Raw genomic sequence first — 24,191 nt, forward strand, 5'->3', positions numbered from 1 at the left:
GTGGACTGCCATTCATGCGCCTGCTTGCCCTCCTGCTGCTCTGCCTCGCCCTGCCCGCCCATGCCGAAGGTTTCATCAGCCGCCTGCTGAACAAGCCGGTACCGGGCGGCGTCGCCGTGCTGCAACTGGGCAGCAGCGCCAGCGCGCCGCAGGTGCGCTTCCAGGGCAAGCCGGTGCTGACGGTCAAGGAAGACGGCCGGCAGTGGATCGCCATCATCGGCCTGCCGCTGACCAGCCAACCCGGCCCGGCGCAAGCCCTGGTCGACGGCCAGGCGGTCGCCTTCCAGATCGGCAACAAGCACTACCGCGAGCAGCGCATCACCCTGCAGAACCAGGAACAGGTCAACCCGAGCCCGAAGAACCTGGCGCGCATCGAGCGCGAACTGGCCGAACAGACCCGCGCCTACCAGCAGTTCAGCCCGCGCCAGCCGAGCAACCTGCTGCTCGACAAGCCGGTCGACGGCCCGCTGTCCAGCCCCTTCGGTCTGCGCCGCTTCTTCAATGGCGAGGAACGCAACCCGCACTCCGGCCTGGACTTCGCCGCCAGGGCCGGCACCCCGATCAAGGCACCGGCGGCGGGCAAGGTGAGCCTGATCGGCGACTACTTCTTCAACGGCCGCACCGTATTCGTCGACCACGGCCAGGGCCTGATCAGCATGTTCTGCCACTTATCGGCGGTGGACGTGCAACTGGGCCAGGAGCTGCCGCGCGGCGGCCTGATCGGCAAGGTCGGCAGCACCGGCCGCGCCACCGGCCCGCACATGCACTGGAACGTCAGCCTCAACGATGCGCGGGTCGACCCGGCGATCTTCATCGGCGCGTTCAACCCCTGAAAGAGTCGGAAAATTGCCGCGCAATCGAAACCAAGGCCAGCCGCAGATCGAGCAATAATTTTTCAGAGCAACGTTTTTTCAGCACAAAAACAGCGTTTTCCCGGCAAGCCTTGCCAGCTTTAACCCCTGACGTTAGGGTTGCAGCATGAATACAGCCCACACTCTCATTCTGTTGCGCCAACACGCCTGCTTGCGCCTGGTCAGCCCGCGACTGCGTGGCTAAGCCCTCGTTCGCCAACACTCCGTTTTCTCCGGCCCGCGCCGTACCAAGGATTAGCCCGATGACCATGCTCAAAGACCCGTCGACCAAATACCGCCCGTTCCCGCAGATCGACATCGCGGACCGCACCTGGCCGTCCAAGACCATCGACCAGGCGCCGATCTGGCTGTCCTCCGACCTGCGCGACGGCAACCAGTCGCTGATCGAGCCGATGGATGCCGAGAAGAAGATGCGCTTCTTCAAGACCCTGGTGAAGGTCGGCATCAAGGAAATCGAAGTGGGCTTCCCGTCCGCCTCGCAGACCGACTTCGACTTCGTCCGCGAGCTGATCGAAGGCGGCCATATTCCGGACGACGTGACCATCCAGGTGCTGACCCAGGCCCGCGAAGACCTGATCACCCGCACCTTCGAGTCGCTCAAGGGCGCCAAGCAGGCCATCGTCCACTACTACAACGCCACCGCACCGAGCTTCCGCCGCATCGTCTTCAACCAGGACCAGGCCGGGGTGATCGAGATCGCCGTGAACGCCGCGCAGATCATCCAGCGCCTGGCCGCCCAGGCGCCGGAAACCGCCTGGCGCTTCGAGTACTCGCCGGAAGTGTTCAGCTCCACCGAGACCGCGTTCGCCGTCGAGGTGTGCAACGCGGTGATCGGCGTATTCCAGCCGACCCCGGCGCAGAAGCTGATCCTCAACCTGCCGGCGACCATCGAGGCCGCCACCCCGAACGTCTACGCCGACCAGATCGAGTGGTTCTGCCGCCACATCGACAAGCGCGACAGCGTGCTGATCAGCCTGCATACCCACAACGATCGCGGCACCGGCGTGGCCGCCACCGAACTGGGCCTGATGGCCGGCGGCGACCGTGTGGAAGGCTGCCTGTTCGGCAACGGCGAACGCACCGGCAACGTCGACCTGGTCACCGTGGCGCTCAACCTCTACACCCAGGGCGTCGACCCCGAGCTGGACTTTTCCGACATCGACTCGGTGCGCAAGGTGGTCGAGGAATGCAACCAGCTGCCGGTGCACCCGCGTCACCCGTACGTCGGCGACCTGGTGCACACCGCCTTCTCCGGCTCGCACCAGGATGCGATCCGCAAGGGCTTCGCCCAGCAGGACCCGCAAGGCGTGTGGGAGGTACCGTACCTGCCGATCGATCCGGCCGACATCGGCCGCGACTACGAGGCGGTGATCCGCGTCAACAGCCAGTCCGGCAAGGGCGGCATCACCTTCCTGCTCGAGCAGGAGTACGGCATCAGCCTGCCGCGGCGCATGCAGATCGAGTTCAGCCAGGTGGTGCAGAAGGAAACCGACCGCCTCGGCCTGGAGATGACCGCCGCGCAGATCTACGGCCTGCTGGACAACGAGTACCTCAAGGCCACCAGCCCCTACGTGCTGAAGAGCCATCGCCTGCAGGAAGAGAACGGCATCTGCAACGTCGATGTGGACGTCAACTTCAATGGCGAGCTGCGCCGCAAGCACGGCACCGGCAAGGGCCCGCTGGAAGCCCTGGTCGCCGCCCTGCCGATGAATGTGGAGATCATGGATTACCACGAGCACGCCATCAGCGCCGGCACCAACGCCCAGGCCGTGGCCTACATCGAGATCCGTCTCAACGGCGGGCGCCCGCTGCACGGCATCGGCATCGACGAGAACCTGACCACCGCGACCTTCCGCGCCCTGTTCAGCGCCCTCAACCGCGCCATGAGCCAGGCCGAGGCCCAGGCGGCCTGACGGCAGCCGCACAATGCCTAACCAGGGGAGCCCAGCGCTCCCCTTTTTCATTCACCCCCTGCCTCAGCTCCTAGACTGCACGACAGCAGCAACGCGGAGAGCCCCACGATGAGCAAGCCCAACCTGCTGACCCGCCTCGTCCTGGTCGCGGCCCTGCTGGGCGGCAGCGGCTACGGCAGCACGGCCGAGGTGGTGATGGCCTTCGGCGAGAAGATTCCGCCCTTCTGCTTCCCGGAAAGCGACAGCGGCATCGAGCTGGAGATCATCGGCGAAGCCCTGGCCTTCAAGGGCCACCGCCTCAAGCCGCACTACTACCCGCTGGCGCGCGTACCGCTGAGCTTTCGCCAGGGCGAAGTGGATGCGGCGATGACCGACCTGGGCCAGGACCTCAGCCAGGCCGGCGCCCACTACGGCCAACCGGCGGTGATCTACCGGAACGTGTTCATCACCCTGAAAAAGCGCAAGCTGCGCATCCGGCGCCCGCAGGACCTGGCCGGCCTCAGCGTGGTGGCCTTTCCCGGCGCGGCCCAGCGCTACCCGGAGTGGCTGGCGCAGACCCAGCAGGCCGGGCTGTACTTCGAGCAGAACAACCAGGAGCTGCAGGTGCTCGGCCTGAACAAGGCCCGCTACGACGTGGTACTCAGCGACCAGAGCATCTTCCACTACTTCGAGCTGCTGCTCGAACGCACCAGCCTGTTCAAGGCCCAGGCCACCGAGCTGCACCACTTCGTCGAGGAAGATCCCGAGGACTACCGCCCGCTATTTCGCGACCGGCAGATCCGCGACGACTTCGACGCCGGCCTCGAACAGCTGAAGCGCAGCGGGCGCTACCAGCAGATCTACGACCACTACCTGCAGCAGTAGCGCCCTGCGCCGATCAGGCTTCGTCCAGGCTGAACGGATCGGCATCCAGGTGCGCCGGGAAGCGCTGCCTATAGGCGGCCAGGCTGGCCGCACTGAGGCGGGTGCGGAACACCCCGCCGGCCTCCCCCGGCACCAGCAGGGCGTCGCCCTGGAAGTCCAGCACCTGGCTGTCGCCACTGTAGGGGTGGCCGTTGCCGTCGCTGCCGATGCGGTTGACCGCGGCCACGTAGCACAGGTTCTCGATGGCCCGTGCCGGCAGCAGGCGGTTCCAGTGCTGGCGCCGCGCGGCCGGCCAGTTGGCGGTGTACAGCAGCAGGTCGGTGCCGCCGGGATCGCGGCTCCACACCGGGAAGCGCAGGTCGTAGCAGATCAGCGGGCGCACCCGCCAGCCGTTCAACTCCAGCACCACCTGCTGCTCGCCGGCGGCGTAGTGCTTGTGCTCGCCGGCCATACGGAACAGGTGGCGCTTGTCGTAATGGGCCAGCGTGCCGTCCGGGCGCGCCCACAGCAGGCGGTTGCGGTAGCTGCCATCGGCGGCCTGGATGATCAGGCTGCCGCAGATCACCGAGCCGATGCGCTCGGCCTGCTCCAGCAGCCAGGCGCTGGTCGGCCCGTCCTCCGCCTCGGCCAGCGCCGAGGAGTGCATGGAGAAACCGGTGCTGAACATTTCCGGCAGGATCACCAGGTCGGCGGCGCGTGCCTCGACCAGCAGCTCGGCAAAGTGCGCGCGGTTGGCCGCCGGGTCCTGCCAGGCCAGTTCGGTCTGGATCAGCGCCACGTCGAGATCGGGCTTATGGCTCATCGCAATTCCTCAAAGCGTTGAAGACACCCTGCCAGGTTACACCGCGCAGAGTTTGTCGGCGGCCTGGCGCAGGGTGTCCTCGCGTTTGGCGAAACAGAAGCGCACCAGGCGCAGGTCGGCCGGCGGCTGCTGGTAGAACACCGAGACCGGGATGGCCGCCACCCCGTGCTCGCGGGTCAGCCATTCGGCCATGGCCACATCGTCCAGCTCCGGGCGGATCGCCGAGTAGTCGGCCAGCTGGAAATAGGTGCCGGCTGTGCGCGTGAAGGCGAAGCGCGAGCCGCCCAGCAGGTCGCAGAACAGGTCGCGCTTGGCCTGGTAGAAGGCCGGCAGCTCGCTGACATGCTCCGGGTGTTCGGTCATGAAGTCGGCCAGCGCCCACTGCAGCGGGGTCACCCCGCAGAAGCTGACGTACTGGTGCACCTTGCGCAGCTCGGCGGATAGCGCCGGCGGCGCCACCACATAGCCGGTCTTCCAGCCGGTGACGTGGTAGGTCTTGCCGAAGGAGCTGACCACCAAGGCACGCTGGTACAGCTCCTCGTGGGCCAGCACGCTGGCATGCGGCACACCGTCGAACACCAGGTGCTCGTAGACCTCGTCACTCAGCAGGTAGATGTCGCGGCCACGGATCAGCGCGGCCAGGCGGTCCAGGTCCGCCGCACCAATCAGGGCGCCGCTGGGGTTGTGCGGGCTGTTGAGGATGATCAGGCGGGTACGCGGGCTCAGTGCATCCTGCAGGCGCTGCCAGTCGATGGCGAAGTCCGGCAGGGCCAGCGGCACGTGCACGCAGCGCCCGCCGGCCAGCGCCACGGAAGGCTCGTAGCTGTCGTAGCAGGGATCGAAGACGATCACCTCGTCGCCTGGATGGATCAGCGCCTGGACCGCGCAGAAGATCGCCTGGGTGGCGCCCGGGGTGATGGTCACCTCGCTATCGGCGCTGACCGTGCGCCCATAGCAGCGGGCGATCTTCGCCGCCACCTGCTCGCGCAGGGCCGGCAGGCCGGTCATCGGCGCGTACTGATTGTGCCCGGCGGCGACATGCCGGCCGACCGCCTCACGCAGGGCCTGCGGCCCGTCGAAATCGGGGAAGCCCTGGGACAGGTTGAGCGCGCCGCTTTCCACGGCGAGCTGGGACATGCGGGTGAAGATGGTGGTGCCGACTTGCGGCAACTTGCTGGTGAGCATCAGGCCTTTTCCTGCTGACGGGCGCGAGCGGCGAGGATAGCCCATGGCCAGGGCCGGATGCAGCAGCCGCGCTTATGAAAAAGGCGCAGAAGCTTATGCCTTCTGCGCCTTTTCGGACCGCGACAGCCAGAGGCTGCTGCAACGCTTACTTCTTGTCGCGACGCTTCTTCTCGGCCTTCTTGTGGTGGCTCATCAGGCGGCGCTTCTTGTTCACCTGGCGGTCGGTGAGGGTGTTCTTCTTGCCCTCGTAGGGGTTCTCGCCGCCCTTGTACTCGATGCGGATCGGCGTGCCGACCAGCTTGAGCACCCGCCGGTAGGTGTTTTCCAGGTAGCGGGTGTAGGACTTCGGCACCGCCTCGACCTGATTGCCGTGGATCACGATCAGCGGCGGGTTGGCGCCACCGAGGTGGGCATAGCGCAGCTTGATGCGCCGGCCGCTGACCATCGGCGGCTGGTGTTCCTGCACCGCATCCTCGAGGATCTGGGTCAGGCGGTTGGTCGGCCAGCGGGTGATCGCCGACTTGAACGAGGCCTGCACCGACTTGTACAGGTTGCCCACGCCGGTGCCGTGCAGGGCGGAGATGAAGTGGATGTCGGCGAAGTCGACGAAGAACAGCCGGCGCTCCAGCTCGGTCTTCACGTAGTCGCGCTCGCCCGGCTCCATGCCGTCCCACTTGTTCAGCGCGATGACCAGCGCACGACCGGCCTCCAGGGCGAAGCCGAGCAGGTTGAGGTCGTGGTCGACCACGCCTTCGCGGGCATCCATGACGAAGATCACCACGTTGGCGTCCTTGATCGCCTGCAACGTCTTCACCACCGAGAACTTTTCCACTTCCTCGTGGATCTTGCCGCGCTTGCGCACCCCGGCGGTGTCGATCAGGGTGTACTTCTCGTCGTTGCGCTCGAACGGGATGTAGATGCTGTCGCGGGTGGTGCCGGGCTGGTCATAGACCACCACGCGCTCCTCGCCGAGCATGCGGTTGACCAGGGTCGACTTGCCGACGTTGGGCCGGCCGATGATGGCAATCTTGATCCCATCCTTCTCGCTCGGGCCGGGAATGCGCGTGGCTTCCTCGCCTTCGGCCACCTCTTCGTCGGTGGCGCCGTCATCCTCGTCACGGGGGAACTCGCCGAGCGCCGCTTCCAGCAACTGGGTGATGCCGCGGCCATGGGCGCCGGCGATCGGCAGGGCCTCGCCCATGCCCATCGGGGCGAATTCGGCGCGGGCGATGTCCGGATCGATGTTGTCGATCTTGTTTACCACCAGGTAGCTGCGCTTGTTGCGCTTGCGCAGGTGCTCGCCAATCATCTGGTCGCTGGCGGTCAGGCCGGCGCGGGCGTCGACCAGGAACAGCACCACGTCGGCTTCCTCGATGGCCAGCAGCGACTGCTCGGCCATCTTCTCGTCGATGCCCTCCTCGTCACCGGTGATGCCGCCGGTGTCGACCAGGATATAGCTGCGCCCTTCCCACTTGGCCTCGCCATACTGACGGTCGCGGGTCAGGCCCGACAGGTCGCCGACGATGGCATCGCGGGTGCGGGTCAGGCGGTTGAACAGGGTCGACTTGCCCACGTTGGGGCGGCCCACCAGGGCGATTACCGGAACCATTGGGCTCCTCCACAGCTAAATCCAGAAAACACAAAGGCCGCTGCCGTAGGACGGCAGCGGCCGGACATTGCAAAACAGCTTAGCGGATGGTCAGCGCGACCAGCTTACCGCTGTTGCCGTAGGCGTAGATCCAGTCACCCACCACCAGCGGACGGGCGCGCAGACCGTCACCGTCAATCTTCTTGCGGCCGACGAAGTGGCCATCCACCTGGCTCAGCAGGTGCAGGTAGCCTTCCAGATCGCCGACTGCGACGTAGCTGGAAAACACTTCCGGCGCGGACAGCTGGCGACGGGCCAGGGCATCGTTGCTCCACAGTGCCGAGGTGGAGCGCTCGTCGATACTCTCGACGCTGCCGCCGGCCTGGCTGACATAGACGTTGCCGAAGCCCTGGGCCAGGCCCACGTAGCTGGACGCTTCACGCTGCCACAGCTGGCGCCCGCTTTCGATGTCGATACCGGCCACCTTGCCCTGGTAGGTCACCACATACAGGGTGCCACCGGAGAGCAACAGGCTGCCGTCGATGTCGACCACGCGCTCCAGCTCGGAACGGCCTTGGGGTACGGCCACGCGCTGCTCCCACACCGGAATGCCGCGCTGGATATCCAGGGCGATCACCTTGCCGGTGGACAGGCCGGCGATGGCCAGGCGGTTGGTCACCACCGGGCTGCTGGTGCCGCGCAGGGTCAGCACGGCCGGGCTGTTCTCGAAGATCCAGCGTTGTTCGCCGGTGCTGGCATCCAGGCCGATCAGACGGTCGTCCTGGGTCTGCACCACCACCACGTCGCCATTGGTGGCCGGAGCGGACAGCACTTCGCTGGTCACGCGGGCACGCCAGCGCTCCTCACCGGAGCTGGCGTCGAGGGCAATCACTTCGCCTTTCAGGGTGCCGACCAGCACCAGGCCGTAGCCGGCACCGACGCCGCCGGATACCGGCAGCTCCAGATCGACTTTCCAGAACACGTCGCCATTCAGGCGGTCGAGGGCCATCACCAGGCCTTCGGCATCGGCGGCGAACAGGCGTTCGCCATCCACGGCCGGAGTCAGCAGGTTGTACAGCTCACCCTGGCCATCACCGATGGAGCGGCTCCACTGGCTCTGCAGTTCGACTTCTTCCTGGAACTCAGGGAGTTCGGCAGGCGGCAGTTCCTTCTTGCTGTTGCTGCTGCAACCCACGGCCAGAACGGCCAGGGCCAGCACGGCGGCATTCTTCCAGCGCATCACGTCACGCATCCCCTTTCGCCAGGTCGTCGAGTTTCATTTGCAGGCCACCCACGGCGGCGTCGTCGGCCAGAGCAGCCTTGGCTTTCAGGTAGGCCGCATGGGCATCGTCAGCCCGGCCGAGCTGCACCAGCAGGTCGCCCTTGAGTTCTTCACGACTGGCCTGCCAGACCTTGGCGGCTTCGCCTTCGAGCAGCTTGAGCGCGTCTTCGGCCTTGCCCTGGGCAGCCAGGACACGGGCCAGGCGCTGACGGGCCAGCTCGGCCACGGTGGCATCGACCGGTTTGTCGCTCAGCGCCTTGAGTTCGGCGGCGGCATCATCCAGCTTGCCGGCTTCCACGGCGACCTTGGCCACGAACAGCGCGGCGTACTGGGCATAGTGAGTGCCGGCGTGCTCGCTCTTCAGCTTGCCCGCCAGCTCGGCAACCTTGCCGGCATCCGGAGTGCCGCTGCCGGTCAGACTGGTCTCCAGCAGTTGCTGGTAGATCAGCGAGGCGCTTTGCGCCTGCTTGGCCTGGTAGCTCTGCCAGGCGTTCCAGCCGAATACCAGCGCCAGCGCCAGCGCGCCGCCCGTCAGCAGGGGTTTGCCATTGCGCTGCCACCAGTCCTTGATCTGCGCAATCTGTTCTTCTTCGGTCATGCTCACCCCGGTTACTCCTTGATTCTTTGAAGGCTTCAGGCCTGCGCCAGACAAGCGGCCAGATGTTCCGGCAACGCATCCCAGCTCACGCTTTGTTGTTCGCTGTCATCGCGCAAAGGTTTGCAACCTACCACGCGGTTGGCCAGTTCGTCCTCACCCAGAATCAGGGCGAAGCGGGCGCCGCTCTTGTCGGCCTTCTTGAACTGGCTCTTGAAGCTGCCGGCACCGGCGTTGACCACCAGGCGCAGGCCCGGCAAGGCGTCACGCAGACGCTCGGCCAGGGCCAGGGCGGCCAGTTCGGCCGGTTCGCCGAAGGCACACAGGTAAAGATCCGCCGGGCTGTGCAGATGCGCAGGCACCAGGCCGAGGGTCTCCAGCAGCAGCACCAGGCGCTCGACACCCATGGCGAAGCCGACACCCGGAGTCGGCTTGCCGCCGAACTGGCTGATCAGACCGTCGTAGCGACCACCGGCACAGACGGTGCCCTGCGAGCCCAGCTTGTCGGTGACCCACTCGAATACGGTGCGGCCGTAGTAATCCAGGCCACGCACCAGCTTCGGGTTGATCTGGTAACGGATACCGACCGCATCCAGGCGCGCCTTGAGCCCCTCGAAGTGCACGCGCGACTCCTCGTCGAGGTAGTCGTGCAGGGTCGGCGCATCGGCGAGCAGCGCCTGGGTCTGGGCGTTCTTGCTGTCGAGAATGCGCAGCGGGTTGGTGGTCAGGCGGCGCTGGCTATCCTCGTCGAGTTGCTCGAAGCGCTCCTTGAGGTAGGCCACCAGGGCGTCGCGGTACACCGCACGGGCCTCGCTGGAACCCAGACTGTTGAGCTGCAGGGTGACCGAGTCGGCCAGCCCCAGCTGCTGCCACAGGCGCGCAGTGAGCACGATCAGCTCGGCATCGATATCCGGCCCGGGCAGGTTGAACACTTCCACGCCGACCTGGTGGAACTGGCGATAGCGGCCCTTCTGCGGTTTCTCGTAGCGGTACATCGGCCCGGCGTACCACAGCTTCTGTACCTGGCCGCCGCCGGTCAGGCCGTGCTCCAGCACTGCCCGCACGCAACCGGCGGTGCCTTCCGGACGCAGGGTCAGGGATTCTTCGTTGCGGTCGAGGAAGGTGTACATCTCCTTGTCGACCACATCGGTGCCTTCGCCGATGCCGCGGGCGAACAGCTCGGTGAACTCGAGCACCGGCAGGCGGATTTCCTTGTAGCCGTAGCCATCCAGCAATCCCGCCAGGGTGTTTTCCAGGTAGCGCCAGGTCGGCGTCTGCTCCGGCAGGATGTCGTTCATGCCACGAATGGCTTGCAGGGTCTTGCTCACGGGGTGTCCTTAAACGATTCAGCCGCGGGCGATAACGGCCGCGTCGGCCTCGACCTTCTCGGCCGCTTTCTGGCGGATCAGCTTTTCCAGCTGGTCCACCAGGTTTTCATTGGTCAGCTTGTGCGCCGGCTTGCCGTCGATATAGATCAGGTTGTTCGGCGTCCCGCCGGTCAGGCCGATATGCGCTTCCTTGGCTTCGCCGGGACCATTGACCACGCAGCCGATCACCGCCACGTCCAGCGGTACCAGCAGGTCTTCGACACGGCTTTCCAGCTCGTTCATGGTCTTGACCACATCGAAGTTCTGCCGCGAGCAGCTCGGGCAGGCGATGAAGTTGATGCCACGCGAACGCAGGCGCAGGGACTTGAGGATGTCGTAACCGACCTTGATCTCTTCCACCGGATCGGCGGCCAGGGAGATGCGGATGGTGTCGCCGATGCCGTCCATCAGCAGCATGCCCAGGCCCACCGCCGACTTCACGGTACCGGAGCGCAGGCCGCCGGCCTCGGTGATGCCCAGGTGCAGCGGCTGTTCGATCTGCTTGGCCAGCAGGCGGTAGGCCTCGACGGCCATGAACACGTCGGAAGCCTTCACACTGACCTTGAAGTCGGGGAAGTTCAGGCGGTCCAAATGCTCGACATGGCGCAGCGCCGACTCGACCAGCGCCTCCGGAGTCGGTTCGCCGTATTTCTTCTGCAGGTCCTTTTCCAGCGAGCCGGCATTGACCCCGATGCGGATCGGGATGCCCTTGTCGCGGGCGGCCTCGACCACCGCGCGCACGCGGTCCTCGCGGCCGATATTGCCGGGATTGATGCGCAGGCAGTCGACACCCAGCTCGGCCACGCGCAGGGCGATCTGGTAGTCGAAGTGGATGTCGGCCACCAGCGGTACATGCACCTGCTGCTTGATCTTGCCGAAGGCCTCGGCGGCCTGCATGTCGGGTACGGAGACGCGGACGATGTCGGCGCCGGCTTCTTCCAGGCGGAGGATCTGGCCGACGGTGGCGGCCACGTCGCAGGTATCGGTGTTGGTCATGCTCTGCACCGAGATCGGCGCATCGCCACCCACCGGTACTGAGCCGACCCAGATCTTGCGGGACAGACGACGTTTGATCGGAGATTCGCAATGCATGTCTATTGACCCAGCTTCAGGCGAGCGGTTTCACCGTGAGTGAAGGCGGCCAGATCGACCAGTTGGCCATCCAGGCGCACCTCGGCACCACGGGCATAGCCCAGGCGCAGCTCCAGCGGGGCCTTGCCAACCAGCTCGACGCTTTCGCCACGGCGCTTCAGCGCACTGAGCAGCACCTTGCCATTGGCATCGGTGAGTTGGGTCCAGCAGTTGGCGGTGAACTGCAGCTGGACCTTGACCTCGCCGGCGGCCGGCACTACAGCTGCGACCGGTTCGACCGCGGCCTGCGCCACCGGCGGGGTGGAGGCCGGCACCGCAGGGCTGAGCGGCGCCTCGGGGGCAAGCGCAGGGGATGCGGGGGCGGATGCTTCAGGCGCGGCTGCCGACTGGGGCGTTACCGCGGGAACCACAGGAGTCGTGTCGGGAACTGGAGCAGCCACCGGTGTATCGGCAACAGTCGGGATGCTGCTGGCGCCCTCGGGGGCCACAGCGGCCTCCGGCACGCCAGCCTGCTCTCCGGGCAATACCGGCACCGGCAATTCGGCGGGCGTTTGCGCTGCGGCGACTGCCTGGTCTTCCAGCTCACCCAGCGGATGAATCTCGGTCGTGCCATCCGCGCCCTCGACCTCGACATGCTCGAGCCCCAGGTCGGCGGGCACCAGGCTGGCCTTGCCGGCCCCGGCCTGCCACCAGAAGAATGCCCCGGCCCCCAGGGCCAGCAACAGGCACAGGCTGACGATTTTCAGGATGCTCTGCGAGAGGCGTACCGGCTCCTCGATACGCCCCAGGCTGTGCACGCTGCTGCCACTGGCATCGCTGCCGGTGAACTGGTCGAAGTCGCGAACCAGCGGCGCCTGATCCATCCCCAGCAACTTGGCATAGGCACGCACATAGCCCCGGGCAAAGGTATGTCCCGGCAGCTTGTCGAAAGCGCCGGTCTCCAGCTGATGCAGGGCCTGCTCGGTCAAATGGAGTTGTGCCGCCACCTCGGCCAGCGCCCAGCCCCTGCTCTCGCGAGCCTGGCGCAGGGTATCGCCCGGATTGACACGACTCGCCGCTACTGCTTCGGGATGCGACGTCTTCATCACTGCTCCGACAGGTATTGCTGATATTCCGGAGTGCCCGGATAGAGTCTTTTCATTTGCAGGCCCAGACTGGCAACCTGGTCACGTTCCTCGAACACCTTGGCCAGACGAATGCCCAGCAAAAGGCTTTGCGGAGTCTGCTCGGACAGCTTGCTGAAGCGCTCATAGTAACTACGGGCCGGCGGGTACTGCTTGTCCTCGTACGACAACTGCGCCATCTGCAACAGCGCCAGCGAGCGGCGGCTGTTGAGGCGCAAGGCGCGATCAAAGAAGCCCTTGGCCTCATCCCGACGCCCCATCTGCAGCGCCGTCAAACCAAGGTTCTCGAACACCCGCGAACGCTCGGAATAGAGCGTATCCTCGGATGCCTTGAGGTAGATATCGTAGGCTTCCTGATAACGCTTCTGCTCGAACAGGAAACCGCCATAGTTGTTCAGTATGCGAGCCTCACCTGAACTCAAAGAGATCGCCTTGCGATAGTGTTCTTCCGCCAGCTTGGACTCCATCTCGCGCTGAAAAACCACCGCCAAGGCCACATGCGCCTCGGCACTGGCAGGATCCAGCTCAAGAGCGGACTTCAGTGGCGCCTTGGCCTTTTCCGTCGCGCCTTGCTGCAGATACCCCAGACCCAGTTGGATATAGGCATCCCGTGCCTGTTCACGGCCCTCTGGCGAGTCAAGCGGGTCGACACTTCCACCGGTGGTCACGCAACCGGCCAGCAAGCCTGCAAGCGACAGAAACAGCGCAGCGCGCAAAATCATGAACATCCCCCTTCAAGTTCGATTGGTGGTGCGAGGTTCTTCAGCCTCGCTGCCCAGCTGGCGCACGGCGATATAGCGTTCGCTGCGCCGGGTACGGTCCTGAACCTGACCCACCAGTTGACCACAGGCCGCATCGATATCGTCGCCACGCGTTGTACGCACGGTGACATTGTGCCCGGCCTTGTAGAGCAGGTCCTGGAAACGGCGAATGGCGTTGTTGCTCGGCCGCTCGTAACCGGAGAAGGGGAAGGGATTAAACGGAATCAGATTGATCTTGCAAGGAAAATCCTTGAGAAGTGCGATCATCTGCTCAGCGTGCTCGGGCTGGTCGTTGACGTCCTTGAGCAGGGTGTACTCGATGGTCAGGAAGCGTTTCTCGCCCAGGCCCTCGATATAGCGACGGCACGCCGGCAGCAGCATATCCAGCGGGTACTTCTTGTTGATCGGCACCAGCTGACTGCGCAATTCGTCGTTCGGCGCATGCAGCGACAGGGCCAGGGACACGTCGATGACTTCGCCCAGCTTGTCGATCATCGGCACCACGCCGGAGGTGGACAGGGTCACCTTGCGCTTGGAAATACCGTAGCCGAGGTCGTCCATCATGATGCGCATGGCGGCAACCACGTTGTCGAAGTTGAGCAGGGGCTCGCCCATGCCCATCATCACCACGTTGGTGACGGCGCGGTCGATCTTGGCCGGTACGGTGCCGAAAGACTTGTTGGCGATCCACACCTGGCCGATGATTTCCGCGGCAGTCAGGTCGCTGTTGAAGCCCTGCTTGCCGGTGGAACAGAAACTGCAATCCAGCGCACAGCCGGCCTGGGACGACACACACAGGGTGCCACGGCCGCCTTGCGGGATGTAAACGGTCTCGACGCAGCTGCCGGACGCCACGCGCACCACCCATTTACGGGTGCCATCGGCGGAGATGTCCTGGCTGACGACCTCGGGACCACGAATTTCGGCACAGGCCTTGAGCTTTTCGCGCAAGGCCTTGCCCAGATTGCTCATGGCGTCGAAATCATCGACGCCAAAGTGGTGAATCCATTTCATCACCTGGCCGGCACGGAAGCGCTTGTCTCCGATGGACTCGAAGAAGCTCTCCATTTCAGGCTGGGTCAGACCCAGCAGATTGATTTTACCGGCAGTCTCAGTCATGAACTCACCCTCGCCTGTTCGCGCTTAGCGAATGCGAGCGCACACCTCGGTGGCGGCGAAGAAGTAAGCGATTTCGCGAGCGGCGGAAGCCTCGGAATCGGAACCGTGTACGGCGTTTTCGTCGATGGAAACGGCGAAGTCGGCACGGATGGTGCCGGCAGCAGCTTCTTTCGGGTTGGTAGCGCCCATCAGCTCACGGTTTTTCAGAACGGCGTCTTCGCCTTCCAGAACCTGAACGATGACCGGACCGGAGGTCATGAAAGCAACCAGATCCTTGAAGAAACCGCGCTCGCTGTGCTCGGCGTAGAAGCCGGCAGCTTCGCGCTCGGACAGCTGAACCATTTTCGAAGCCACGACGCGCAGGCCGGCCTTTTCGAAACGAGTGGTGATCTCACCGATAACGTTTTTGGCAACGGCATCCGGTTTGATGATGGAGAAAGTGCGTTGAACAGCCATGTGAAACTCCAGAAACAAGGATTAAAGCGAACAAGTAAACCCGCGAATTATACGCGGGTTAGGGAGAAATGCGTAGACCGAGGGGCGGCGGCGCTTACTCGGACTCTTCGATCCAGGCCGCCTGAATCGCTTCGAGAACCTTCTCGCCGCCACGCTGCGGATCATCGTCGAAGTCCGGCAGAGCCAGCACCCAGCCATGCAGGTCGACGAAATTGACGTAGCGCGGATCGACATCCGGCCTGCTCTCGGCCAGTTCGATGGCGATATCCAGCACATCAGCCCATTTCAGACTCATATCATGCGCTCCTAGAAGCTTTTCAAAGCCTCGCGAGCTAGAGCCAGGCAAGGCGGATGCAGGCGAGGACGCGGAGTTTACACAGTGTAAATGAGCATTCGAGCCTGCATCCAACGCAGCATGGCCGACGCGCAGCAGGCTTCGAACAGCTTCGTCAGTGACCTTCGGAGACCTGGTTGATGGTGTACCGAGGGATCTCGACCACCAGGTCCTGGTCCGCCACCACGGCCTGACAGGACAGGCGCGAGCTCGGCTCCAGCCCCCAGGCCTTGTCCAGCATGTCGTCTTCCAGCTCGTCGGAAGGTTCCAGCGAGTTGAAGCCCTCGCGAATCACCACGTGACAGGTGGTACAGGCGCAGGATTTCTCGCAGGCATGCTCGATCTCGATACCATTGCGCAGCGCGGCATCCAGCACGGTTTCGCCAGCTTGCGCTTCAAACACGGCCCCTTCCGGGCAATGTTCGGCATGGGGCAGAACGATGATCTGCGGCATTCTCAGTTATTCCTCGATTTCATTGAGGCGACGCCCGGACAGGGCCGCCTTGACCGTGGCATCCATCCGCCGCGCGGCGAAGGCGTCGGTGATCTGCGCCAGGCGTTTGACCTGCTGCTCGATGGCCGGCGTATCGACGCCGCCAGCCAGCTCGCGCAGCTCGCTCATGCACAGCTCGATGGCCATGCGCTCATCGGCATCGAGCAGGTGCTCGCCATCGGCATCCAGGGCCGACTGCACCGCCTCCAGCAGGCGCTCGGCCTCGACCTGCTGCTCGCGCAGCGCACGCGCAGCCTTGTCGCCGCCGGCATTGCGGAAGGAGTCCTGCAGCATGCGCGCGATCTCGCCATCGGTCAGGCCGTAGGACGGCTTGACCTGGATGCTGGCCTCCACCCCGGAGCCCAGCTCGCGCGCCGTTACGCCCAGCAGGCCATCGGCATCGACCTGGAAGGTCACGCGGATCTTCGCCGAGCCGGCCACCAGCGGCGGAATGCCGCGCAGCTCGAAACGCGCCAGGGAGCGGCAGTCGCTGATCAGCTCGCGCTCGCCCTGCAGCACATGGATCATCATGGCCGTCTGGCCATCCTTGTAGGTGGTGAAGTCCTGCGCACGCGCCACCGGGATGGTGGTATTGCGCGGAATGACCTTCTCCATCAGGCCGCCCATGGTTTCCAGCCCCAGGGACAGCGGAATCACGTCGAGCAGCAACAGCTCTTCGCCATTGCCCCGCTTGTTGCCGGCCAGGGTATCGGCCTGGATGGCGGCACCGATGGCCACCACCTGATCCGGGTCGATATCCGTCAGCGGCTCGCGGGCAAACAGCTCGCCCACCGCGGCACGCACCCGCGGCACGCGGGTGGAGCCACCGACCATGACCACCGCCTCGACTTCCTCCAGCTCGATGCCGGCGTCGCGCACCGCCCGCCGGCAAGCCTTGAGGCTGCGCGCCAGCAGCGGCTCGATCAGCGCATCGAACTGCGCGCGAGTCAGCTCACCCTGCCAGCCGGCATGGGCAACCACCACCGAATCGGCACCGGTCAGCGCCTCCTTGGCCGCACAGGCTGCCTGCAGCAGGCTGCGCTGGGTACCCGGATCGAGATCCAGGGACAGGCCGGCCTGCTGCAGAACCCAGTTGGCGATCGCGTGATCGAAGTCGTCGCCCCCCAGGGCACTGTCACCACCGGTGGCCATCACCTCGAACACGCCACGGGTCAGGCGCAGAATGGAAATATCGAACGTGCCGCCGCCCAGGTCGTAGATGGCGACGACCCCCTCGGCCTGCTGGTCGAGGCCGTAGGCCACCGCCGCAGCCGTGGGCTCGTTGAGCAGGCGCAGGACGTTCAGGCCGGCCAGACGCGCGGCATCCTTGGTGGCCTGGCGCTGGGCATCGTCGAAATAGGCCGGCACGGTGATCACCGCGCCGACCAGTTCGCCGCCCAGCGCCTCCTCGGCGCGCTGACGCAGCGCCTTGAGAATCTCGGCAGACACTTCGACCGGGCTCTTCGCACCCTGCACCGTGTCGATGAACGGCATGTGCGACTCGCCACCGACGAAGCGGTACGGCAGCTGCTCGCCCAGCTGTTTGACGTCGCTCAGGCCGCGCCCCATCAGGCGCTTGACCGACAGCACGGTGTTCAGCGGATCGAGCGGCGCCGCCAGCTTGGCGGCCTGGCCGACTTCGACTCGGTCGGCGTGATAGCGCACCGCGGACGGCAGGATGACCTGGCCCTCGGCATCCGCCAGCGGCGCAGACAGGCCGCTGCGTACGGCAGCGACCAGGGAATTGGTGGTGCCCAGATCGATCCCCACGGCCAGGCGGCGCTGGTGGGGCTGAGGGCTTTGGCCGGGCTCGGCGATCTGCAGTAGGGCCATGATGCTCTGGAGGTCAGGCGCGCAGCGCAGGCTGCACGGCGGTTAATCGTCGAGGCGCTCTTCCAGCTGGCGCACTTCGTGGGACAGCTTGTCGAGAAACTGCATGCGCCGCACCAGGCGCTCGGCCTCCTCGCGACGCGCAGCATCATCCCAGCAAGCTGCAAAAGCTTCATCGAGCTCATCCTGAGCTGCCTTGAGGCGGCGTTTGAAGGCCGCCACGCCCGCCAGATCGGCGCTGTCGTGCAGGTCTTCCAGCTCCTCGCGCAACTGCATCTGCTGCAGCAGGAACTGCGGATCCTGCACCGTCACTTCCAACGGCAATTCGCGCCCGCGCAGGGCGAGCAGGTAGAGCGCACGCCGCGGCGCACTCTTCAACGTCTGGTAGGCCTCGTTGAGGCTGGCCGAATGCTCGAGCGCCAGACGCTGCTCGCGCTCGGAGGCATCGGCAAAGCGATCCGGATGCACGCTCTTGGCCAACTCGCGATAGCGCGCAGACAACTGCGCCTGATCCAGGCGAAAGCTCGGTTGCAGGTCGAACAAAGCGAAATGACAGGGACTACCCACGAATGGCCTCAGACGTTGAAGCTCTCGCCGCAGCCGCATTCGCCACGCACGTTAGGGTTATTGAACTTGAAGCCCTCGTTGAGGCCCTCGCGCACGAAGTCCAGCTCGGTGCCGTCGATGTAGGCCAGGCTCTTCGGGTCGATGATCACCTTCACCCCGAAACTCTCGAACACCTGATCCTCGGCCGCCAGTTCATCGACGAACTCCAGCACATAGGCCAGGCCCGAACAGCCGGTCGTGCGCACCCCCAGACGAATGCCCGCCCCCTTGCCGCGCCCCTCGATGGAGCGCTGCACGTGTCGCGCAGCCGCTTCGGTCATGGTAATCGCCATAACAACTCCTTACAGACTGGAGAGGATCAGAGCAGACCCTTCTTCTGCTTGTAGTCGCGCACGGCCGCCTTGATGGCGTCCTCGGCGAGTACCGAGCAGTGGATCTTCACTGGCGGCAGGGCCAGCTCTTCAGCCAACTGGGTGTTCTTGATGGTCTCGGCTTCGTCCAGGGTCTTGCCCTTCATCCACTCGGTGGCGAGGGAGCTGGAGGCGATCGCCGAGCCGCAGCCGTAGGTCTTGAACTTGGCGTCTTCGATGACGCCCTGCTCGTTGACCTTGATCTGCAGGCGCATCACGTCGCCGCAGGCCGGCGCACCGACCATGCCGGTGCCGACATCCGGATCTTCGGCGTCGAGCTTGCCGACGTTGCGCGGATTCTCGTAGTGGTCGATGACCTTTTCACTGTAAGCCATGGTGCAATTCCTCTCTCATCAGGTGCCGCTCTTGGAGGCGACTAAACAATCAGTGCGCCTGCCATTCGACCTTGGACAGATCGACACCCTCTTTGAACATATCCCACAGCGGCGACAGCTCACGCAGCTTGCCCACCGCATCGCGAATCTTCGAGGCGGCGTAGTCGACCTCTTCCTCGCTGGTGAAGCGACCGAAGGTGAAGCGGATCGAACTGTGCGCCAGCTCGTCATTGCGCCCCAGGGCACGCAGCACGTAGGACGGCTCCAGGGAGGCCGAGGTACAGGCCGAACCGGAGGAAACCGCCAGATCCTTGAGCGCCATGACCAGCGACTCACCCTCGACGTAGTTGAAGCTGAGGTTGAGGTTATGCGGCACACGCTGGGTCATGCTGCCGTTGATATAGAGCTCCTCCATACCCTCGACATGCTTGTAGAAACGGTCACGCAGGGCGCGGATGCGCTCGTTTTCCTGGGCCATTTCCGCCTTGGCGATGTGGAAGGCCTCGCCCATGCCGACGATCTGGTGGGTGGCCAGGGTACCGGAACGCATGCCGCGCTCGTGACCACCGCCATGCATCTGCGCCTCCAGGCGCACGCGTGGCTTGCGCCGCACGTAGAGCGCGCCGATGCCCTTGGGCCCGTAGGTCTTGTGCGCGGAGAAGGACATCAGGTCGACCTTGAGCTTCTCCAGATCGATCTCCACCTTGCCGGTGGACTGCGCTGCATCGACATGGAACAGCACGCCACGGGAGCGGGTCAGCTCGCCGATGGCGGCGATGTCGTTGATCGTGCCGATTTCGTTGTTGACGTGCATGATCGACACCAGAATGGTGTCGTCACGCAGCGCGGCCTCGACCATGGCCGCAGTCACCAGACCGTCTTCGCCCGGCTCCAGGTAGGTCACCTCGAACCCCTCGCGCTCCAGCTGGCGAGCGGAGTCGAGAACCGCCTTGTGCTCGATCTTCGAGGTGACGATGTGCTTGCCCTTGCTGCTATAGAAGTGCGCAACACCCTTGAGCGCCAAGTTGTCGGACTCGGTGGCACCGGAAGTCCAGACAATCTCGCGCGGGTCGGCATTGACCAGCTCGGCGACCTGGCGGCGAGCGTTCTCCACCGCCTCCTCGGCCTTCCAGCCGAACAGGTGGGAGCGCGAGGCCGGGTTGCCAAAGTTGCCATCCACCAGCAGGCACTCGCTCATCTTCTGCGCAACGCGCGGGTCAACCGGAGTGGTAGCGGAATAATCGAGGTAAATCGGCAATCTCATCAGATTTCTCCTAATTCAGGCAGACGCCCTGCTCACTCAACGGCGGACGCTTCGATCTTATCCAGGCGTGGCGTCCTGCCATTGCAGCGGAGCTGGTCCTGACGCAGGGCAACTTCCTGCACTTCACGGCGAGTCACCAGGTCAGCCAGGCTGATGCCACTGAGGAACTCATGAATCTGCTGACTGAGGTCGCACCACAGGTGATGGGTCAGGCAGGTATCGCCGGAGTGACAATCACCCAGGCCTTGGCAACGCGTGGCATCCACCGACTCATTGACCGCATCGATCACCTGAGCCACCTGGATCACCCGCATGTCGCGCGACAACTGGTAGCCACCACCCGGTCCGCGCACACTGCTGACCAGGTTGCCACGGCGCAGCTTGGCGAACAGCTGTTCGAGATAGGACAGGGAAATGCCCTGCCGCTCGGAAATATCGGCAAGGGACACCGGCCCGTGCTGGGCATGCAGCGCCAGATCGAGCATCGCGGTGACGGCGTAACGGCCTTTGGTGGTCAAGCGCATGGTGGTTACCACGGTTTCGCTGAATTGCCGCAAGTATCCCCTTTTCCTACTATTTAGGTCAACTATAAGACCGATCAAAACAGTAGGAATTAACCTCGGCGAGGGGCGCAAAGCATACCAAAACCCGCGCCGCTAGGCATCAGGCCGCCGGCTTGTCGCCCTGTTCCTTGCACACCCCGGCAAAGTCCTCGTCGCGCAGGGCCGGCAGCTCCTTGGCGCAGTAGTCGCTGCCCAGAGCCTTGAGCGCCGCGCACATGCCCTCCAGGCGACCGTCGACCGCCTGCAGGTGATCCAGCAACTGACCAATGGCACGCGCCACCGGGTCCGGCATGTCCTGACTGACGCCATAGGCATCGAAGCCGAGCTTCTCGGCCATGGCCTGGCGCTTGGCCTCCTGCTCGTCATCGGCCTTGGCGATGATCCGCCCGGGAATGCCGACCGCAGTAGCACCCGCCGGCACCGCCTTGGTCACCACCGCATTGGAGCCGATCTTGGCCCCGGCCCCCACGGTGAACGGGCCAAGCACCTTGGCCCCGGCGCCGACCACCACGCCATCCTCCAGGGTCGGGTGGCGCTTGCCCTTGTTCCAGCTGGTGCCGCCCAGGGTCACGCCCTGGTACAAGGTCACGTCGTTGCCGATCTCGGCGGTTTCGCCGATGACGATGCCCATGCCGTGGTCGATGAAGAATCGCCGGCCGATCTTCGCTCCCGGATGGATCTCGATCCCGGTCAGCCAGCGCCCGAAGTTCGACACCACGCGCGCCAGCCACTTCCAGCCGGCACCCCACAACGCGTGCGCCAGACGATGCAGCCAGATCGCATGCAGGCCGGGGTAGCAGGTCAGCACCTCGAAGGCATTGCGCGCCGCCGGATCACGATGGAATACGCTCTGGATATCTTCGCGCATACGCTCAAACATCATCTCTTCTCCGCTTGTGGGGCTCGCCACGCACTACTTTCTGGGTTTCCGTCAGGATACCGCGCAGGATATTCATCTCCAGCCGACTGATCGCGCTGCGACCGTACAGGCGCCGCAGGCGCGACATCAGATGCCGCGGATTCTGCGGGTCGAGGAAGCCTATCTCGACCAGAGTACTCTCCAGATGGCCGTAGAACAGCTCCAGTTCATCCGCGGTCACCAGCTGCGTGTTGAGCATCGCCGTGGTTTCCAGCTTGTTCATCTTGGTCGGCTGGCCTTGCGCGGCCAGCCAGGCCATGCGCACCTCGTAGACAAGCACCTGCACGGCGGTCGCCAGGTTCAGCGAACTGAATTCGGGATCGGAGGGGATGTGCACATGGAACTGACAGCGCTGCAGCTCTTCGTTGGTCAGGCCGGCATATTCACGACCGAACACCAGCGCCACCTCGCCACCCAGCCCGACATGCTCCAGACAAGTCGTCGCGCACTCGCGCGGATCGAGCAGCGGCCAGGGAATGCGCCGGTCACGCGCACTGGTGCCCAGCACCACGCTGCAGCCGACCAGCGCCTCTTCGAGAGTAGCGACCACCTGCGCCGCCTCGAGGATATCCACCGCCCCGGAGGCACGCGCCACCGCCTCGCCGCTCGGAAAATCCTCGGGATCCACCAGCACCAGACGCGACAGGCCCATGTTTTTCATGGCCCGCGCAGCCCCGCCGATATTGCCGGGATGGCTGGTATTGACCAGAACCACACGAATATTCTGCAGCACCGCGAGCTCCCGGCGAGAAACGAAAGGGTCGCCGATCTTACAGAACGACCAAGAGTTACGCCACGCGCGACAAAGGCTAGGCTACATATTCAGGCTTTTCTGCTAGTATGGCCGGCTTTCTTTAACGACCCAGGTGAATCTCCCCATGCAGCCCATGCTGAATATCGCGCTGCGCGCAGCCCGCAGCGCCGGTGAACTGATCTTCCGCTCCATCGAGCGCCTGGACGTCATCTCGGTCAGCGAGAAAGATGCCCACGACTACGTGTCCGAGGTCGACCGCGCCGCCGAGCAGACCATCATCCAGGCCTTGCAGAAGGCTTACCCGACGCACGGTTTCATGGGCGAGGAAAGCGGCATCATCCAGGGCACCGGCGATGGCGCCGACTACCAGTGGATCATCGACCCGCTGGACGGCACCACCAACTTCCTGCGCGGCGTGCCGCACTTCGCCGTCAGCATCGCCTGCAAGTACCGCGGCCGCCTCGAGCACGCCGTAGTCCTCGACCCGGTGCGCCAGGAAGAGTTCACCGCCAGCCGCGGCCGTGGCGCCGCCATCAACGGCCGCCGCCTGCGCGTCAGCACCCGCAAGAGCCTGGACGGCGCGCTGCTCGGCACCGGCTTCCCGTTCCGCAACGAGCAGATCGAAAACCTCGACAACTACCTGGGCATGTTCCGCAGCCTGGTCGGCCAGACCGCCGGCATCCGCCGCGCCGGCGCCGCCAGCCTGGATCTGGCCTACGTGGCCGCCGGCCGCTATGACGCCTTCTGGGAGTTCGGCCTGTCCGAATGGGACATGGCCGCTGGCGCCCTGCTGATCCAGGAAGCGGGCGGCCTGGTCAGCGACTTCAGCGGTGGTCACGAATTCCTCGAGAAGGGCCAGATCGTCGCCGGCAACACCAAGTGCTTCAAGGCCGTGCTGACCGCCATCCAGCCGCACCTGGCGCCGTCGATGAAGCGCTAACCACGCTTTTTCCGCGCAATAAAAAACCGCCCCGAGGGGCGGTTTTTTTATTGCCGGAGAATTACTGGACGGGCTGGACCGGATCGGTCAGCACCAGCTGTCCCTGCTCATCGAGCGGAATGCGACTGCCCGGATCGCGATCCATGCGCACCTGACCGACCTTGCCATCGAGCTGATACTTCACGTCATAGCCGACCAGCTTCTCGCTGGTGTCCATCACCGTGCTGCAACGAGTCTCGGTGGTGGTGTAGGTGTCGCCTTCCTGCATGTTCTCCTGCACCTTGTTGCCGGCGTAGCCACCGCCCACCGCGCCGGCCACAGTCGCAATCTTCTTGCCACTGCCGCCGCCAACCTGGTTGCCGAGCAGGCCGCCAACCACCGCACCGATGGCCGTGCCGGCGATCTGGTGCTGATCCTTGACCGGCTTCTGCCGGGTCACGGCCACGTCCTTGCACACCTCGCGCGGCGTCTTGATGGTTTCATTGACCGGCTGCACGGCCAGCACCTCGGCATATTGAGGCCCCTTGACCAGGTTATAGGTCGCCACAGCACCGCCGGCAGTCACCCCCACCGCACCCAATACTGCACCCACGATCATCGACTTGTTCATCCGGTCCTCCTGAGACACAGCCAGCGCAGCACGCTTTGCGCCATTATTCCTAGCCTTGGAGGCAGCAGCGGCGCCTAAGTTCCACCTTGCGACAGACTTAAGCGACAACTGGGAACGTCGTCACGCCGCAGAAACACAAAGCCCGGCTTGAG

27 protein-coding genes are annotated in these 24,191 nt (G+C 64.7%); 4 read left to right on the forward strand and 23 right to left on the reverse strand.

Annotated elements, in window-relative coordinates; all coding sequences use genetic code 11:
- The first annotated feature begins 14 nt into the window (after positions 1-14).
- On the forward strand, positions 15-833 hold the full coding sequence (locus tag GV001_RS17700) for a peptidoglycan DD-metalloendopeptidase family protein (protein ID WP_160082241.1): 819 nt from the start codon (positions 15-17) through the stop codon (positions 831-833).
- Here GV001_RS17700 and GV001_RS17705 read toward each other — a convergent pair.
- Positions 823-1,128 (reverse strand): hypothetical protein, encoded by a 306-nt coding sequence (locus GV001_RS17705; protein ID WP_160082243.1) that lies wholly within the window; start codon positions 1,126-1,128, stop codon positions 823-825. The genes GV001_RS17700 and GV001_RS17705 overlap by 11 nt on opposite strands.
- Between GV001_RS17705 and leuA the strand changes: the two genes are divergently transcribed.
- Both leuA and GV001_RS17715 read left to right on the forward strand, forming a co-directional pair.
- Positions 1,115-2,785: a 2-isopropylmalate synthase gene (gene leuA, locus GV001_RS17710; protein WP_160082245.1), complete on the forward strand. Its 1,671-nt coding sequence runs from the start codon at positions 1,115-1,117 to the stop codon at positions 2,783-2,785. The genes GV001_RS17705 and leuA overlap by 14 nt on opposite strands.
- Positions 2,786-2,893: 108 nt before the next feature.
- On the forward strand, positions 2,894-3,649 hold the full coding sequence (locus GV001_RS17715; RefSeq protein ID WP_160082247.1) for an ABC transporter substrate-binding protein: 756 nt from the start codon (positions 2,894-2,896) through the stop codon (positions 3,647-3,649).
- A gap of 13 nt (positions 3,650-3,662) precedes the next feature.
- Here GV001_RS17715 and GV001_RS17720 read toward each other — a convergent pair whose 3' ends face one another.
- From GV001_RS17720 to trmJ, 21 genes are all read right to left on the reverse strand, one after another.
- The gene (locus GV001_RS17720; RefSeq protein ID WP_160082249.1) at positions 3,663-4,451 is read right to left on the reverse strand and encodes an amidohydrolase; all 789 of its coding nucleotides are present in this window, start codon (positions 4,449-4,451) and stop codon (positions 3,663-3,665) included.
- 36 nt (positions 4,452-4,487) lie between these two features.
- A complete protein-coding gene (locus GV001_RS17725) occupies positions 4,488-5,636 on the reverse strand; it encodes a pyridoxal phosphate-dependent aminotransferase (RefSeq protein WP_160082251.1) in 1,149 nt (382 codons plus the stop codon).
- 145 nt (positions 5,637-5,781) lie between these two features.
- Complete coding sequence (gene der / locus GV001_RS17730) at positions 5,782-7,245, reverse strand: ribosome biogenesis GTPase Der (protein WP_160082253.1); 1,464 nt, start codon at positions 7,243-7,245, stop codon at positions 5,782-5,784.
- Between the two features lie 79 nt (positions 7,246-7,324).
- A complete protein-coding gene (gene bamB, locus GV001_RS17735; RefSeq protein WP_160082255.1) occupies positions 7,325-8,476 on the reverse strand; it encodes an outer membrane protein assembly factor BamB in 1,152 nt (383 codons plus the stop codon).
- Positions 8,469-9,104 (reverse strand): tetratricopeptide repeat protein, encoded by a 636-nt coding sequence (locus GV001_RS17740; protein ID WP_160082257.1) that lies wholly within the window; start codon positions 9,102-9,104, stop codon positions 8,469-8,471. The genes bamB and GV001_RS17740 overlap by 8 nt, the downstream gene beginning before the upstream one ends.
- Positions 9,105-9,139: 35 nt before the next feature.
- Positions 9,140-10,429, reverse strand: coding sequence for a histidine--tRNA ligase (gene hisS, locus GV001_RS17745; RefSeq protein ID WP_160082259.1), 1,290 nt, complete (start codon positions 10,427-10,429; stop codon positions 9,140-9,142).
- Positions 10,430-10,447: 18 nt separating this feature from the next.
- Positions 10,448-11,560, reverse strand: a complete 1,113-nt coding sequence (gene ispG / locus GV001_RS17750; RefSeq protein WP_160082261.1) for a flavodoxin-dependent (E)-4-hydroxy-3-methylbut-2-enyl-diphosphate synthase — start codon at positions 11,558-11,560, stop codon at positions 10,448-10,450.
- Between the two features lie 2 nt (positions 11,561-11,562).
- A complete protein-coding gene (locus GV001_RS17755; RefSeq protein WP_160082263.1) occupies positions 11,563-12,645 on the reverse strand; it encodes a RodZ family helix-turn-helix domain-containing protein in 1,083 nt (360 codons plus the stop codon).
- The gene (gene pilW, locus GV001_RS17760; RefSeq protein WP_160082265.1) at positions 12,645-13,406 is read right to left on the reverse strand and encodes a type IV pilus biogenesis/stability protein PilW; all 762 of its coding nucleotides are present in this window, start codon (positions 13,404-13,406) and stop codon (positions 12,645-12,647) included. Before pilW ends, GV001_RS17755 begins: the two co-directional genes overlap by 1 nt.
- 12 nt (positions 13,407-13,418) lie before the next feature.
- Positions 13,419-14,564: a 23S rRNA (adenine(2503)-C(2))-methyltransferase RlmN gene (gene rlmN / locus GV001_RS17765; RefSeq protein WP_160082267.1), complete on the reverse strand. Its 1,146-nt coding sequence runs from the start codon at positions 14,562-14,564 to the stop codon at positions 13,419-13,421.
- Between the two features lie 24 nt (positions 14,565-14,588).
- Positions 14,589-15,020, reverse strand: coding sequence for a nucleoside-diphosphate kinase (gene ndk / locus GV001_RS17770; protein WP_090442892.1), 432 nt, complete (start codon positions 15,018-15,020; stop codon positions 14,589-14,591).
- Between the two features lie 94 nt (positions 15,021-15,114).
- Complete coding sequence (gene iscX / locus GV001_RS17775) at positions 15,115-15,315, reverse strand: Fe-S cluster assembly protein IscX (protein WP_160082269.1); 201 nt, start codon at positions 15,313-15,315, stop codon at positions 15,115-15,117.
- A gap of 154 nt (positions 15,316-15,469) precedes the next feature.
- Complete coding sequence (fdx, locus tag GV001_RS17780) at positions 15,470-15,808, reverse strand: ISC system 2Fe-2S type ferredoxin (protein WP_160082271.1); 339 nt, start codon at positions 15,806-15,808, stop codon at positions 15,470-15,472.
- Between the two features lie 6 nt (positions 15,809-15,814).
- The gene (hscA, locus tag GV001_RS17785) at positions 15,815-17,680 is read right to left on the reverse strand and encodes a Fe-S protein assembly chaperone HscA (protein ID WP_160082273.1); all 1,866 of its coding nucleotides are present in this window, start codon (positions 17,678-17,680) and stop codon (positions 15,815-15,817) included.
- Positions 17,681-17,722: 42 nt separating this feature from the next.
- On the reverse strand, positions 17,723-18,244 hold the full coding sequence (hscB, locus tag GV001_RS17790; RefSeq protein ID WP_160082275.1) for a co-chaperone HscB: 522 nt from the start codon (positions 18,242-18,244) through the stop codon (positions 17,723-17,725).
- 8 nt (positions 18,245-18,252) lie between these two features.
- Positions 18,253-18,576, reverse strand: coding sequence for an iron-sulfur cluster assembly protein IscA (iscA, locus tag GV001_RS17795; protein WP_160082277.1), 324 nt, complete (start codon positions 18,574-18,576; stop codon positions 18,253-18,255).
- A gap of 26 nt (positions 18,577-18,602) precedes the next feature.
- On the reverse strand, positions 18,603-18,989 hold the full coding sequence (gene iscU / locus GV001_RS17800; RefSeq protein ID WP_160082280.1) for a Fe-S cluster assembly scaffold IscU: 387 nt from the start codon (positions 18,987-18,989) through the stop codon (positions 18,603-18,605).
- Positions 18,990-19,038: 49 nt separating this feature from the next.
- Positions 19,039-20,253, reverse strand: a complete 1,215-nt coding sequence (locus GV001_RS17805; protein WP_160082282.1) for an IscS subfamily cysteine desulfurase — start codon at positions 20,251-20,253, stop codon at positions 19,039-19,041.
- Between the two features lie 32 nt (positions 20,254-20,285).
- Positions 20,286-20,777, reverse strand: a complete 492-nt coding sequence (gene iscR, locus GV001_RS17810) for a Fe-S cluster assembly transcriptional regulator IscR (protein WP_160082284.1) — start codon at positions 20,775-20,777, stop codon at positions 20,286-20,288.
- Between the two features lie 139 nt (positions 20,778-20,916).
- Entirely contained in the window at positions 20,917-21,696 is a 780-nt protein-coding gene (gene cysE / locus GV001_RS17815) for a serine O-acetyltransferase (protein WP_160083448.1), read from the reverse strand.
- Complete coding sequence (trmJ, locus tag GV001_RS17820) at positions 21,689-22,468, reverse strand: tRNA (cytosine(32)/uridine(32)-2'-O)-methyltransferase TrmJ (protein ID WP_160082286.1); 780 nt, start codon at positions 22,466-22,468, stop codon at positions 21,689-21,691. The genes cysE and trmJ overlap by 8 nt, the downstream gene beginning before the upstream one ends.
- Positions 22,469-22,613: 145 nt before the next feature.
- On the opposite strand from trmJ, the gene suhB reads away from it, so the two are divergent.
- Positions 22,614-23,429 (forward strand): inositol-phosphate phosphatase, encoded by an 816-nt coding sequence (suhB, locus tag GV001_RS17825; RefSeq protein ID WP_160082288.1) that lies wholly within the window; start codon positions 22,614-22,616, stop codon positions 23,427-23,429.
- 61 nt (positions 23,430-23,490) lie between these two features.
- On the opposite strand, the gene GV001_RS17830 is transcribed toward suhB, so the two are convergent.
- Positions 23,491-24,039 (reverse strand): glycine zipper 2TM domain-containing protein, encoded by a 549-nt coding sequence (locus tag GV001_RS17830; RefSeq protein WP_160082290.1) that lies wholly within the window; start codon positions 24,037-24,039, stop codon positions 23,491-23,493.
- Between the last annotated feature and the right edge of the window lie 152 nt (positions 24,040-24,191).

The organism is Pseudomonas sp. 8AS, assembly GCF_902506505.1.
Lineage (GTDB): Bacteria > Pseudomonadota > Gammaproteobacteria > Pseudomonadales > Pseudomonadaceae > Aquipseudomonas.